Source organism: Abyssibacter sp. (assembly GCF_964229365.1).
Classification (GTDB): domain Bacteria; phylum Pseudomonadota; class Gammaproteobacteria; order Nevskiales; family OUC007; genus Abyssibacter.
In genome coordinates, this window is record NZ_CAXRDQ010000010.1 from 1 (window position 1) to 13,250 (window position 13,250).

Consider the following 13,250-nt stretch of genomic DNA (forward strand, 5'->3'; position numbering starts at 1 on the left):
GCTACGCGGCCTCAAACAGCCGGCCCGCTTATTCCGCCGGCGTCTGCGCGTCTCGGCTGAGCAGAAGGCACGGAAAACCCGCTTTGCTTGAAGTGTGGGGTTTTAGGTCCCGCTTGAACTTGGCCGAGCATCGCAGCAGACGGTGGATCAGTCGGCGCGCAGCGCCGAGCGAGGCAGGGATGCCGAAGCCGTTGCAGTCGGGCCCGGGCGGCCCGGCGGCCACGCCCACCGGCTGTGAGAAGCGCAGGGCACCAGCCGCCGCAGGCGGCTGGCCACGTTCTCGGGCGCACTTTCTTGTCGCCTCTTTTCTTTGTGCGAGCAAAGAAAAGGGGCTCGCCCGGCGGGGCGCAACCCGCCAGTTGAGACCCTGCTAGCAACAAAAAAGCCCGAACAGGCTCACCGCCTGTCCGGGCTCGATGCATTCGACCGATTGGTCTACCGTCGCGCCAGCCGCTTCACATTCGCTGGTGTGAAATGGTCGTTGTCAAAATTCCGCTCCCGCGCCTCGTCTTCCTCGTTGTTCATCGAGAATGCGAGATAACGGCTGTTGAGAATGTCATAGGCGACTTCGATGGCCGGGGCCGAGAAGCCCTGCGCCTCGCCGAACTGTTCACTCACGCCGTAGGACGGCAGCGTGTGCTGTTCGTGTACACGCCAGAGTTGGCCGCGCTTGTCGTAGATGTCCTGGTGAACAACGGTCCAGGTGTCTTCATCCACGTAGAAGATGCGCTTGTCGTAGATGTGGCTTGTGCCGTCGCGCACGTTCGCTTCCACAACCCAGACGCGGTGCTTCTCGTAGCGAGTCAGGTCCTGGTTGATGTGACCGCGGCCCAGGACGTCCTCGTACTCGTACTCGTCGTCGTGAATCTTGTAGGCGTTGTACGGGATGATCATTTCGCGTTTGCCGATCAGCTTCCAGGTGTAGCGATCCATCGCGCCGTTGTAGCTGTCGAGCTGATCGTTGGTCCGCAGCCCGTCAGAGCCGGTGCCTGGGTTGTCGTAGCCGACATTCGGCGCACGCCGCAAACGCCGCTGACCTGGGTTGTACAGCCAGGCCCGCCGTGGTTCCTTGACCTGGTCCATGGTTTCGTGGACGAGCAGGAATGTTCCGGCCAGGCGTGCCGGGTCTCGGATCTCCTGCATGAAGTAGATCAGCACGTTCTTGAGCGAATCCGGTGTCGCTTCCTTCAGGCTGTAGTTGAACTTGAAGTCCTCGTGCAGCTTCACCAGGTTGTATGCGCCGGAGGACGTGACCGCGGCCTGGACGTTCCAGCGGCTGCCGGACATTCCACGGAAACGCGTCTTGTGGTTCCAGATCACCTCGCGGCCAGATTGCGGGATAGGGAACGGGATGCCGATGATGGCGTCGATTAGCGCTTCGCCGTTGGCGCCCAGTGAGGCGCGGGTGGCGTTCTCGAATGTGGCTTCATAGACGAAGTCAGGCGCGCCATTGCGACGGCGTGTCGCGTACAGGGGCATTTTGAAGTCGTCGAATTTCTTGAATAGCGCCAGCTGGCCGGGCGACAGCTGGTCGCGGTACTTCGACAGGTTGGCGCTGGTGATTTCGGCGATCGGCTCATCGTCCGGCCAAGGGTTGTAGAGCCGTGTGCCGAAACCGTCGTATCTGTCTGGCGCTTCGCTGCTGGGCAGACCACCACCCCAGGCAGGAATGGAGCCGTCGGCGTTACCGGCTTTTTCGGCGCCTAGCGGCGTCAGATCACCGCCGTCCTTGAGCCGGGCGGCCTCATCGGACGATACCTTTGCGGTGACGCTGAGTGGTACGAGCAATGCGAGCGCGCAGGCCCGCTGAAGAGTGCTTGGCATGTGTGTCTCCTCTCGCGACCCGTCGGGTCACGGGTTTGTCCCCAGTTAGATTTTGATTGTGTACGGTGGAGTGTGTCAGCGAACGCAGGCATTCGCCACCGTTGTTTCGGCGAGCCGGGATACCGTCCCGGCTCGCATTCGTCTTGCTAGAACCAGACGACCTTGTCGTCGTGGCCGAGCATGGCTTCGACTTGATCCCGGTAGCGGTCTTCTAGCTGCGGCCGCTTGATCTTCATGGTCGGTGTGATGAGGCCATCTTCGACACTCCATTCCTCGCGGGTGAGGAACAGCTTGGACACACGTTCGTGTGGCTCGAGTGTCTTGTTCAGTGTCTCGACCTTGCCGGCGAGACGCTTTGCGATGTCTGCATCAGGGTCTTCGCTGTCAATTCTGACGATGCCCACGGGCAGTTTCATGCCGCTGCCGATCAGGCAGATCTGGTCGATCGCCCCGTCGGTGGCAAGCTTGTCTTCGATCGGCGCAGGATCGACGTACTTGCCCTTGGATGTCTTGAACGCATCCTTGATACGGCCGGTGATGTACAGGAAGCCGTCCTTGTCGATACGGCCCTTGTCGCCGGTGTGCAGCCAGCCGTCAGTCATCGTTTCGGCGGTTTTTTCTTCGTTCTTGTAGTAGCCGAGCATGGTCGCCGCCGAACGTGCCAATACCTCTTCGGTTTGGTCGTCGATCTTGATCTCGACGCCCGGCATCGGCCGGCCGACCGAGCCGATGCGGTTCTCCGCTGGTGTATTGGTCGTGCAATACGCGGAGTTCTCGCTCATGCCGTAGCCCTGGCAAATGGTCACGCCCAGCTTGGCGAACCAGCTGATCATGGCTTCCGGCATTGGTGCCGCCCCGGAGACAACCATTCGCGCGTTCTGAAGCCCCAGCCCCGAGATCACCTTTTTGCGGATCAATCCGGAGAGAATCGGGATGCGCAGCAGGCGATCCATTTTCTTCTGTGGCAGCTTTTCGAGAATGCCGGACTGGATACGCCCGTAGACCACCGGCACGCCATAAAAACGGGTGGGGGCGACCTCGGCGAGCTGAGAAGCCAGCTTGTCCAGCGACTCCATGAAGGAGATTTCCGCACCGACGTAAAGACTGCAGAGTTCCACAACACCGCGCTCGAAAATATGCGCAAGCGGCAGGTAGGAGAAGAAGCGTTCGTCGTCACGGAACTCGAGTCGATTGATGACGCCGCCCATGGTCTCCCGCGCCGAGCGCGTGCTGAGCATGACGCCCTTGGGGTTGCCCGTCGTGCCCGATGTGTAAATCATCGTATGCACGCTGTCCGGGTCGTTCGGCTCCCAGTCCTGCAAGGGTGCGTGTTCTTTGATCAGCGCGTCCCAGCCATGATCGGTCTCCGGCACTTCCGGATACGGCAGGCCGATGGTCTTGACCGACTCCGGAATGCCTTCGGCGAGTTGCGGCGCATCCATCAACGGACCGAAAAACAGGAATTTGGTTTCGCTGTGTTCCAGCACGTACCGGGTGGTTTCGGCCGCCTGGTTCGGGTAGATGCCGACGGAGATGCCGCCCGCCATGCCCACGGCAAGATCCGCCATCACCCAGTGGGCGGTGTTCTTGCCGGTTAGCGCAACCGTTTCGCCTGGCTTCAGGCCCAACGCCTGCAGCGCTGCCGCCATGCGGCGAACCTGATCGGCGACTTCAGCCCAGGTGTATTCGCGCCATACGCTGTTGATCGGCTGGCGCAGATAAATTGATTTGGGACGTGTCTCCGCCCAGTGGAACAGCATCGCGACCGGGTCGCGATCATGTTGCACCGGTGCACTGGGCGCGGATACGTAATTATTCTTTATGGTCAAAGACTGACCCATGCGTCCCCCTTCTAACGTCGTTGTCGGTTGGTATGGTGGTACCGGCCAGTCCGGCCGCTTCGACTTGGCGGATCCGGAATCGCGGGCTCGGCGGCGTGCTCGCGATCACGACGAAAGCCGAGGTCGGTGAGACGCCCGGTTTCCGAATGTACGATGTGGTACCCGTAGTGGGGCCATAGCGTAGAACGCTTTGCCCGATTGCGCCAATGGCCGGGCGGCGGGGCGCACCTTCCGCGGTGACGGGTCGTCTGGAGTGCCCCGCCCGTGAGTGTCCGATTGGCCAGACCGCGTGCCGGTCTGCTCCGGCCAGGCCAATGGCCGCGGGGGGGTATTTTCGTTATCGTGCGCCGCAACATGCAGGATGGCCTGCAAATGGAATCGATGAGAGGCCGCGCGTCGCGCGCCCGTCGGTCCGCCCCATACTTTTCTTCGAATCCGATGGAGTGATCAATGAGTGATTACCTCGTGAAGCTGGCCAGCCAGCCCACACTTCGCAATGTCATCAAATCCGTGGGCCTGCCCACGCCGGTCGGGTTGAGCCGTGGCGGCAAGCAGTACGCAGACCAGCCGCTGGCAGGACTGCAGGTCCTGGTCGGTACCGTTACCGATGGGGTTGTTGCCAAGGCGGTCAGGGCTGACCTGGACGCGGCCGGTGCGACGCTGGCTGCCCAGGCCGCCGATGGCGCCAAGTACAATGGATTGGTGCTCGATGCGACCGACATGGAGGGCATCGATGGGCTCAAGCATCTGTATAGCTTCTTCCATCCGGTCATGCGTCAGATCGCGCCCAACGGTCGTGTCGTCGTGCTGGCGAGCGAGCCTGCCGAAGGCGCGACTCCCCAGGCCGTGGCCACGGCCCGCGCCACCGAAGGTTTCGTGCGCTCGGTCGGTAAGGAAATCGGCAAGCGTGGCGCCACGGCAAACCTGATTCACGTGGCCAAGGGCGCTGAAGACCGTCTGGCGGCACCGTTGCGGTTCTTCCTCAGCGGTCATTCGGCTTACGTCGATGCCCAGCCGGTGCATGTGAGCGCCGTGGTGAGCGCTCCGTCCTCCGTGCCGCTATCGGGCGTGCTGAAGGGCAAGGTCGCGCTGGTGACCGGCGGCGCACGCGGCATCGGTGCCGCCACTGCCGAGCGTCTGGCGGCCGAAGGGGCTCATGTGGTTTGTCTCGATATCCCGGCCGATGAAGAAACGCTCAACACCACGGTCGCCAAGATCGGCGGTGCGGCATTGCCGATGGACATCACCGATCCCGACGCTCCGCAGAAGATCGCGACCTACTTCAAGGAGCAGCATGGCGGCGTGGATATTGTGGTCCACAACGCGGGTGTCACGCGTGACAAGACGCTGGCGAATATGAAAGAGCACCTGTGGGACATGGTGCTGTCGATTAACCTCGGCGCCATTCTGGCAATCGATGAGGTGCTGCTCGGTGACAAGATCATCAATGACGGCGGGCGCATTGTCTGCCTGTCCTCGATCGGGGGCATCGCCGGCAACATGGGCCAGACGAACTACGGCGCGACCAAGGCCGGATTGATTGGTTATGTCGCCGCGCAGTCGGGCGAGCAGGCGGGTCGCGGTATCACGGTGAATGCCGTGGCGCCCGGTTTCATTGAAACGCGGATGACGGCCGAAATGCCGTTCATGATCCGTGAGGCAGGCCGCCGGATGAATTCGTTGTCGCAGGGCGGTCAGCCCGAAGATGTTGCGGAGTTGATTAAGTTCCTGACCACGCCCGGTGCCGTGGGCATCACCGGTCAGACCATCCGCGTCTGCGGCCAAAGCCTCATCGGAGCCTGATCATGGCTGCTGCAAATCTACAGTACGACGCGCCGCCCTCCGTTTGGGTGAGCTTCGCCAAGGCTGCCAAGCCCGGTGCCGTGCGGTTGCGCAGCGGACAGGACATTCCTCGCCTGGAGGCGCATCTGGCGCCTGCGCCGGCCTCCACCCGCACGGTGAACAAGTACCGCAAGCTTTGCGGCTTCGACGCCAACGGCCTGCTGCCGGTCACCTTCCCGCATATCATGGCGGCGCCGTTGCACATGGCGGTGCTCACGCATGACGCCTTCCCGCTGAAACTGCTGGGCGCAGTGCACATGCGCAATGCCGTCCACCAGTATCGCGCATTGCATGAGAACGAGCCGCTCGCCGTTCATGTGGCTGTCGAAGGTCATCGCCCGGTGGACAAGGGGCTGGAGTTCGATCTGCAAACGCGGATTCTCGACACCGATGAGCAATGCGTCTGGGAGAGCACCAGCACCAACCTGATCCGCGATCCGGCCAAGAAATCGGGCGGCGGCAGCAAGGGCTGGGAACCCCCCGCCTGGGATGATTTTGCCGTGGTTGACCAGTGGAAGGCACCCGGCAATATCGGGCGCCGCTACGGCGTGGTGGCCGGCGACGTGAACCCCATCCACATGCACCCGCTGGCCGCGAAGCTGTTCGGGTTCAAGCGGGCGATCGCCCACGGCATGTGGTCGTTCGCAAGCTGTGTCGCGCGCAGCGGCGGTGAAGCGATCGAGGGCGCCTGTTCGTTGGACGTGTCTTTCAAGCGTCCGTTGTTCCTGCCTGGCACGCCCGAGCTACTGAGCCGGACGGTCGGTTCCGAGCAGACGTATCTGCTCACCAACCCTCAGCGCTCCACGCTTTATCTGGAAGGGACGATCCAGCCCGCAGGTTGATCAGGGTGCTGCGTCGCTACGCCCGAGAGGGGGTGGCGACCGCCGATTCGTGCTGGGTACGCTGCAGGAAACGGAGAATGTCGGGCATTAGTCGCGTGGGCCGGGTGCGCAGTTCAAATGGCGATCTGGCCACGATGAATTCGGCATTGGGCAATTCTTGCGACAGTGCGCGTGCATCCTTCAGGTTGTGCAGCCAATCACCTGCGTGGCCGATCACCAACGTCGGCGCGGCCAGTCGCAGTCGCTCGCGCAGCGGCGGGACAACCGGGCCGACCAGGACGCCGTGAATGATCGCGGCCATCGTGTCAGGGTCCTGGGACACCGTGTTCAGCACGCTTTGCCAGATCCCTTGACGGGGCGTGGGGAGGCGACGCAGCATCCGGGACCAGGCGCGCCACGGCTTGGCCCCGTAACGGACGCCGACCATCAGCGGCACCAGCATCAATGCGGCCGCCGGCGCGGCCCGCTCCATGACCGGCATCTCCAGAAACAGTCCACTGATCCGCTCTGGTGCGCGAACCGCTGCGTGCAAGGCGGTGATCGCACCCAAGGACACGCCGCCGACCACGGCGTGTGACCAGCCAAGCTGGTCCAGCAGGGCAATCGCCTGCTCGCCGAAAGCATCAATGCGCAATTCCTGTGCGCGGCCGGGCTTTTCGCTGCGTCCGTGTCCCAGCAAGTCGAGCAGGGCGACGCGATAACCCGCTTCTGCCAAGGCCGACGCCAGATCCCGGTTCAGCAGGGAATCAATCAGAATGCCGTGCATTAGCAGCACCGGCGCGCCGTCTTTCGGCCCGATTAATTCGTAGGCCAAGCGGCGCCCGTCATGGATGAAGGCGCCACAGTCATAAAGTGCAGTCATTTCAATGATTCTAGCCGCGCTGGGCTGACACCGCCCCGTCGGCGACGGGCTCCGATGGGGCGGTCACGATCAGTCGGTCTGGGGCCGGCGCATGGTGAATCGGGCGATGGCGGGTAGCAGGAGAATCGCGCCGAACATGTTCGCGGTGAACATGAAGACCAGCAATATGCCCATGTCGGCCTGGAACTGCAGGGCCGAAAACAGCCAAGTCGCGACCGACAGGCCGAGCGCAATTCCCGTGAACACCACCGCCTTGCCGGTTTTCCCCAGGGTTTCGTAGAGCGCCTGTTCGATGGGCTTCCCATTCTTCACACCATCTTCCAGCGTGGCGTAGATGTAGATGCCGTAGTCGACTCCGATGCCGACGGCCAACGCGACCACGGGCAGGGTCGCGACTTTCAGGCCGATTCCCAAATAGGCCATGACGCCGTAGGCCATCATCGAGACCAGCGACAGCGGCAGGACGATGGACAGCACCGAGGAGAGGTTGCGGAACGATAGCCAGATGAATCCGATGACCACCACGTAGACCCAGAACACCACCATCAGCTCCTGGTCCTCGACCACCTCATTGGTTGCCGCCATCACCCCGACATTGCCGGTGGCGAGCCGGAAGCTCACGCGGTCGGTGTCAGCGGTTTCCTCCTCGTATTGCTTCACCGCATCGACGATGCGGGTGATGGTCTCGGCGCGGTGATCCTCGGTGAAGATGAAGACAGCCATGGCGGAGCAATCGCCGTTGAGCAGGCCGGAGGTGGTTGGCACCAACGCGGTCGACTGCGCCAGCGAATACTGATTGCGGGGCAGTACTTCGGCGGATAGTCGCGCCTCGTTCAGGCCCCGGTAGACCATCTTGGCGTAGTCGAGCACCGACAACGTAGAGGCGACGCCTTCGATGTTATCCATTCGCCAGGCAAAGCGATCGATCTCCTCGACGACGCGAAAATCCACGCAGCCGTCGGCCTCGGTTTCGGCGATGACCTTGAGAATGTCGATGCCGATGGAAAAGTTGTGGCCGATGGCGCGGGCATCCTGATTGAAGCGGGAGTCCGGCCGGAGTTCGGGCGTACCTTCGAGGGCGTCGCCGACCTGGAGCTTGGGGTACATGTAAAAGGCCCAGCCCAGCAGCAGCACGGCGATGCCGATGGCGCAAAGCGCGGGGATCGGACGGGTGATCTTCGCCACGAACTTCCAGGTGGGGGCCAGCAGATTTTCTCGGACCTGCTGTTTGCGCTCAAAGGCTTCCAGATCGCCGATGCGCATATAGGTCAGCCAGGCTGGCATCAGAATCTTGTTGGTGATGATGATGGCTGCCACGCCGAACGCGGCATTGGCGCTCATCTCCTGGATGATCTGGATGTTGATCAGCGCGATCGTCGCAAAACCGGCCACATCCGTGATCAGGGCCACGGTGCCGGGAATGGCGAGCCTGCGGAAGGTTTCCAGCGAGGCATCGAAGCTGCTGCGCCCGGCGCCGACCTCGCCGACCCAGGCGTTGACGTACTGCACGCCATGCGACACGGAAACGGCGAGCACCAGGAACGGCACGAGGATCGCAAACGGGTCCAGGCCCAGGCCGAACAGCGACAACAGGCCGAATTCCCAGATGACCGCGACCACCGAGCAACCCATCGGCAGGAAGGCCATCTTCAGCGAGCCGGTGTAAAGCCACAGGAGCAGGGAGGTCATCAACAGCGCGAGGCCAAAGAAACCCACGACCTCCAGGGTGGCATCGGTGATGTCGCCGACGACCTTGGCGAAGCCGACGATGTGCACCTTGATGTTCGGGTTGTACTCCGGATTGTCCATCGCGACGATCTGCAGATCGCGGTTGTCGAACGTGGCGGTCTGGGTCTCGCCGGATGTCTGCGGCAGGGTGACGGTTTGCTCGCCGAACCAACGGACCAGCTTGCCCGGTTCCTGGTAGGTGCGACCAACCACGGTCCCGGCCTCCATGTCGCCACTGGCCTGCTTGAGCTTGAACTCCCAGACCGTCGGGCTTTCGATGCGCCCGCGAATGGTTTCCAGCAGGTGTGCGACATGGGTGTAATCGACCTGCTCGCCGGTCTGCGGATCGACTTCCAGCAGTTCCGAGACGACCAGCGCGCCCTTTTCATCTTCCGACACCAGGCGGCCAATGACCTGGGCTTTGCCGACGTTGGATTTGATGGTGCGGAACATCGGTTCCGACGGCGCATAGTCCGACGGAATCACGTCGCCGCCTTCGAAGCCCTGCTCGGTGATCTCGACGAAGCGCACGTTCGGGGTGAACAGGCTCATCACCCGGGGCCTGTCGATGTTGGGCAGGAAGAAGACGTCGTCGGTGACCTGCTTAAGCGTCGACAGGAACTTTTCGTTGTAGATCTCGCCGTCGGCTTGCATCAGGGCGACGAGCACCAGATTGGCGCCACCGAATTCGCTGTAGTACTCCTGGAACGCGCCCATGTAGGGGTGTTCCATCGGAATGGTCTTTTCGTAGCCCGCATCGGGCTGGATCTTGGCAGCGTGGTAGCCGAAGAACAGCGTCAGGGCGACGAGGACGAACAGGGTGATCGCCGGGCGACCAAACACCACCGGTTCGACGACGTTGAGAATGGCCCGTGCGACGGGCGAATTGGTGAGCGAAGAGCCTTCCGAGGCCATGGGTTCGTCTCCCTGTGGATGCGGGTGATGCACCGTCTAGTTAGTGTCGTGGCTCCCCGAGCCGCGTCGTGCTTGTTCTTTTTAAGTGCTGCCTGCGGGCGATCAGTGCCACTCGACGCCCTGGCGGCCAACGGTCAACAGTGCGCCGTCAACCGGAAGCACCCCGGCCAGTGTGTCGCCATTCGGGTTTCTCTGGACCGTCCAGGCCGCGTTTTGCGGATCACCTGTCATGATCAGCCCAGCATTGCCCACCAACGTGATGGACCCGTCCGGCATGGTTGTGGCGCCGAAGAACGACTCGTTGGTCGGAGTCTCCAGCCGCTCCCAACCCATGGCACGAATCGCTTCGGATTCTTCGACATTGGCCGCCATGAAGGGGTCGTAGTCCATTGGGCTCTGGGTCTCGACACTCGCGACGTCAGGGATCTTGTACAGCCGCCCGCGCATGCCGTAGACCACGGCGCCACCCTGACCATCGGGGATCGCGCCGAAGAACGAACCGGTATAGGGCGAGACCAGCATCTCCCAGGTTTCACCGCCGTCGGCGGAGCGGGCCGCCAGCCCCTTTTCGCCGACGACGAGCAGCAACGTCTCCGAGACCCGCACGATCTGGCTGTTGTGAAAGCCGAGAAACTCGATGTCGGATTCGACCCGATTCCATTGCTCGCCACCATCGGTCGTCTTCAGCATCAGCCCGTAGCTGCCGACAGCGAATCCGGTCTGTTCGTCATCGAACATCAGGTCGTAAACAATGGCCGGCCGGCGCGCTTCGCCATCGAAATGCTGCAACGACCATTGTTCACCGCCATCGGTGGATTTGAGAATGGCACCATCGTGGCCACCGATGTAACCGACCTGCTGGGTGGGAAAATCCAGCGTCACCAGCATCGAACGCACCGGGCTGGCGACCTGCTCCCATTGCTTGCCGTCGTCGGAGCGCAGGATATGGCCGCGCATGCCGACGGCCAGATAGCCGTTGTTGGCTTGGGTCAGCCCGACCAGAATGCGCTGCGCGGCGAGCGGCATCGCCTCCGCCGGCTTCATCCGTGGGTCGTTCGTCGTCTCGGCTTCAGAAGCCTGCGCCACGTTGAACGTGGCGAGGCAACTGATCAGCACGGACGCAGTCAGTCCGCGCAGCATCATTAACGGCGGCCCGCGACGCGAGCCAGTCCTTGAGGCAGGAACATGCGGTCTTCGTAGCTCACATCGAAGTCGGAGATCTGATCTTCGTTGGTCATCGCGGTAGCGAAATAGCGACCGGTCTGCAGATCGTAGATCAGTTCCGGCGAACCCGATGTGGTGGGCACGAACGGGAAGGTCGTCAGATGCGCTTCCTGAAGCTTCCAGAGCTGGTCGCGGTTGTCGTAGCAATCGACCACGGCGATGGAAAAGGAGTCTTCATCGACATAGAAGGTGCGCTTCTTGAACTGATGTCGCTGGCCGTCCCGCAGTGTGGCTTCCACCACCCAGACGCGATGCAACTCATAGCGGGCGTAGTCCTGATTGATATGCCCCTTGCCCAGAATATCGTCGTACTTGAGCAGCGGGCTGTTCATCTGGCCGGAGTTGTACGGAATGTACATTTCCTTCTTGCCGAGCAGCTTCCAGGTGTAGCGGTCGAGCGCGCCGTTGAACACGTCAATCTGATCGTTGAACTGCTCGCCATCGGAGCCCAGTGAAGGGTTGTCGTAACCCACGTTCGGCGCGCGGCGCGTGCGGCCGATGCCCGGATCGTAAAGCCAGGCGTTGCGGCCACCGGAGGATTGGTCGGCGGTTTCATGCACCAGCGTAACCTGGCCGGCGACGCGTGGCGGCGAAACGACTTCCTGCAGGTAGTAGGCGATCAGTTTGTTGGAATCATCACTCTGGTCGTTGAGGTTCGCGTACTTGAACTTCACGTCCTCGACGAGCTTCGAGATCTTGAAGTCACCGTCCTGCGCGACGATGGCCTGGTTGTTGTAGCGCTTGACGGCGGAGCCGCGGAATTTGGTCTTGTGGTTCCAGATCACTTCCGCGCCCTGCTTGGGGATCGGGAAGGGAAAACCCAGCTTGGCATTCTTGACCGAGTCCGTGCCTTCCAGCGTGGCGCTGGTGGCATTGGCCTTGGTGGCTTCGTAGATTTCTTCCGGGAAGAAGGCCGTGCGTACGGTCGGGTAGACGATCATCTTGTAGTCGTCATACAGCTCGAACATTTTCTGATGGCCGACCGTGAGCTTGCTCGCATGCTGCTTGTAGTTTGCCTTGGTAATCGTCAGCGTCGATTCCAGCGGGTTCTTGTCAAACTTGTCGGCGTTGCGCTCGATTTCGTCAAAGACCAGATCCTCGATCTTTTTCGGGTCTTTCTTGCGCCATTGTTCCAGTTCGTCGCGGCTGAGATCCTGGACCTCTTGCGAGAACAGTTCCTGACCAATCCAGGCGGGGATCGTGCCGGCTTCGTTTCCGGCGCTAATAGCGCCGATCGGGGTCAACTCGTTACCGAGTTTTGCGGCCTCGTCGGCGCTAACGCCGGCCAGAACGGGTAAAGAGACCGCGGCTGCGGTCAGAGCAGTCAATCGGCGCATGGCTCCTCCATGTGACTTGGTGACGGCATGCTACGGATGGCACGCCAAATTCAGCATAACAGCGATCACTGTAAACGTTATGGCGTGAGTGACCAACACGCCGGTCTGGCTCGGTCAAGCCGCAGGGGCAGGTGATTTTCCGCGTTGCCGCATGCGTTGCCGGTACTGGATCGGGGTTTCGTCCCGCCAGCGTCGGAAGGCTCGGTAAAACGTGCTGGGTTCCGAGAATCCGGTCAGGTAGACAATCTCGTCGATGGATTGGTTCGTGCGATAGAGCAGCCGGCAGGCCAGCCGCTCCCGGTAGCGGTCCAGCTCCTTGTTGAAGCTCGTGTCTGCGGCGGCGAGCCGACTGCGCAGTTCGCGCTGGGGCACATGCAGACGCTCGGCCACCTGGGCAAGGCTGGGCGTGCCGCGCTCCAGCTCGCGAGCAATGGCGCGGCGCGCGGCGATCACGAAGTCGGTGGCGTCAAGTTCCTTGAGGCGATCCTCGGCGACCCGCTCATGCAGCTCCACCAGGCGCGGCTCGGCGTGGGGAGAGGGTCGATCGAGCACGGCGACATCGAAACGAATGCAATTGTGCGGGCTGTCGTAAGCCAGGTCACATTGCAGATACTGCTCCGCTTCGGCGGAGGACTCCGGCGCCGGGGCGGCGAAATCGATCCGCCGCGGGGTGAAGCTGCCGTCGGTCACGCTGCGAAAGAATCCGATGATGCCCTGGCTCAGGCATTCGTAGAGATGGCGATTGGCATTCACGGCGGGCAACGCGGAATCGATGGTCAGAATCGCGGTTTCACCGTCCAGGGAGAGACTTCCCATTGCGGCGCCGGACAGCAGC

At 62.1% G+C, this 13,250-nt stretch carries 9 protein-coding genes; 2 read left to right on the top strand and 7 right to left on the bottom strand.

The window, feature by feature from the left end:
* Positions 1 to 435 precede the first annotated feature (435 nt).
* Entirely contained in the window at positions 436 to 1,824 is a 1,389-nt protein-coding gene (locus ACE1EY_RS01515) for a DUF1329 domain-containing protein (RefSeq protein WP_291512254.1), read from the bottom strand.
* Between the two features lie 146 nt (positions 1,825 to 1,970).
* Positions 1,971 to 3,665: an AMP-binding protein gene (locus ACE1EY_RS01520; protein WP_370299281.1), complete on the bottom strand. Its 1,695-nt coding sequence runs from the start codon at positions 3,663 to 3,665 to the stop codon at positions 1,971 to 1,973.
* A 450-nt stretch (positions 3,666 to 4,115) separates the two neighbouring features.
* On the opposite strand from ACE1EY_RS01520, the gene ACE1EY_RS01525 reads away from it, so the two are divergent.
* Positions 4,116 to 5,468: a 3-oxoacyl-ACP reductase gene (locus ACE1EY_RS01525; protein WP_291512256.1), complete on the top strand. Its 1,353-nt coding sequence runs from the start codon at positions 4,116 to 4,118 to the stop codon at positions 5,466 to 5,468.
* Positions 5,469 to 5,470: 2 nt separating this feature from the next.
* Positions 5,471 to 6,349, top strand: a complete 879-nt coding sequence (locus ACE1EY_RS01530) for a MaoC/PaaZ C-terminal domain-containing protein (RefSeq protein WP_291512257.1) — start codon at positions 5,471 to 5,473, stop codon at positions 6,347 to 6,349.
* A 16-nt stretch (positions 6,350 to 6,365) separates the two neighbouring features.
* Here the strand turns inward: ACE1EY_RS01530 and ACE1EY_RS01535 are convergent, their stop codons facing one another.
* The 5 genes from ACE1EY_RS01535 to ACE1EY_RS01555 form a co-directional block, all read right to left on the bottom strand.
* On the bottom strand, positions 6,366 to 7,211 hold the full coding sequence (locus tag ACE1EY_RS01535) for an alpha/beta hydrolase (protein ID WP_291512258.1): 846 nt from the start codon (positions 7,209 to 7,211) through the stop codon (positions 6,366 to 6,368).
* A gap of 69 nt (positions 7,212 to 7,280) precedes the next feature.
* The gene (locus ACE1EY_RS01540; protein ID WP_291512259.1) at positions 7,281 to 9,854 is read right to left on the bottom strand and encodes an MMPL family transporter; all 2,574 of its coding nucleotides are present in this window, start codon (positions 9,852 to 9,854) and stop codon (positions 7,281 to 7,283) included.
* 102 nt (positions 9,855 to 9,956) lie between these two features.
* Positions 9,957 to 10,970 carry a WD40/YVTN/BNR-like repeat-containing protein gene (locus ACE1EY_RS01545; protein ID WP_370299282.1) on the bottom strand — a complete coding sequence of 338 codons (1,014 nt, stop codon included), beginning with the start codon at positions 10,968 to 10,970 and terminating at the stop codon, positions 9,957 to 9,959.
* Positions 10,971 to 10,996: 26 nt separating this feature from the next.
* On the bottom strand, positions 10,997 to 12,415 hold the full coding sequence (locus ACE1EY_RS01550; protein WP_291512261.1) for a DUF1329 domain-containing protein: 1,419 nt from the start codon (positions 12,413 to 12,415) through the stop codon (positions 10,997 to 10,999).
* Positions 12,416 to 12,529: 114 nt separating this feature from the next.
* Positions 12,530 to 13,250 (bottom strand): helix-turn-helix domain-containing protein (locus tag ACE1EY_RS01555; RefSeq protein ID WP_370299283.1); only part of this gene is annotated, 721 nt, incomplete at its 5' end.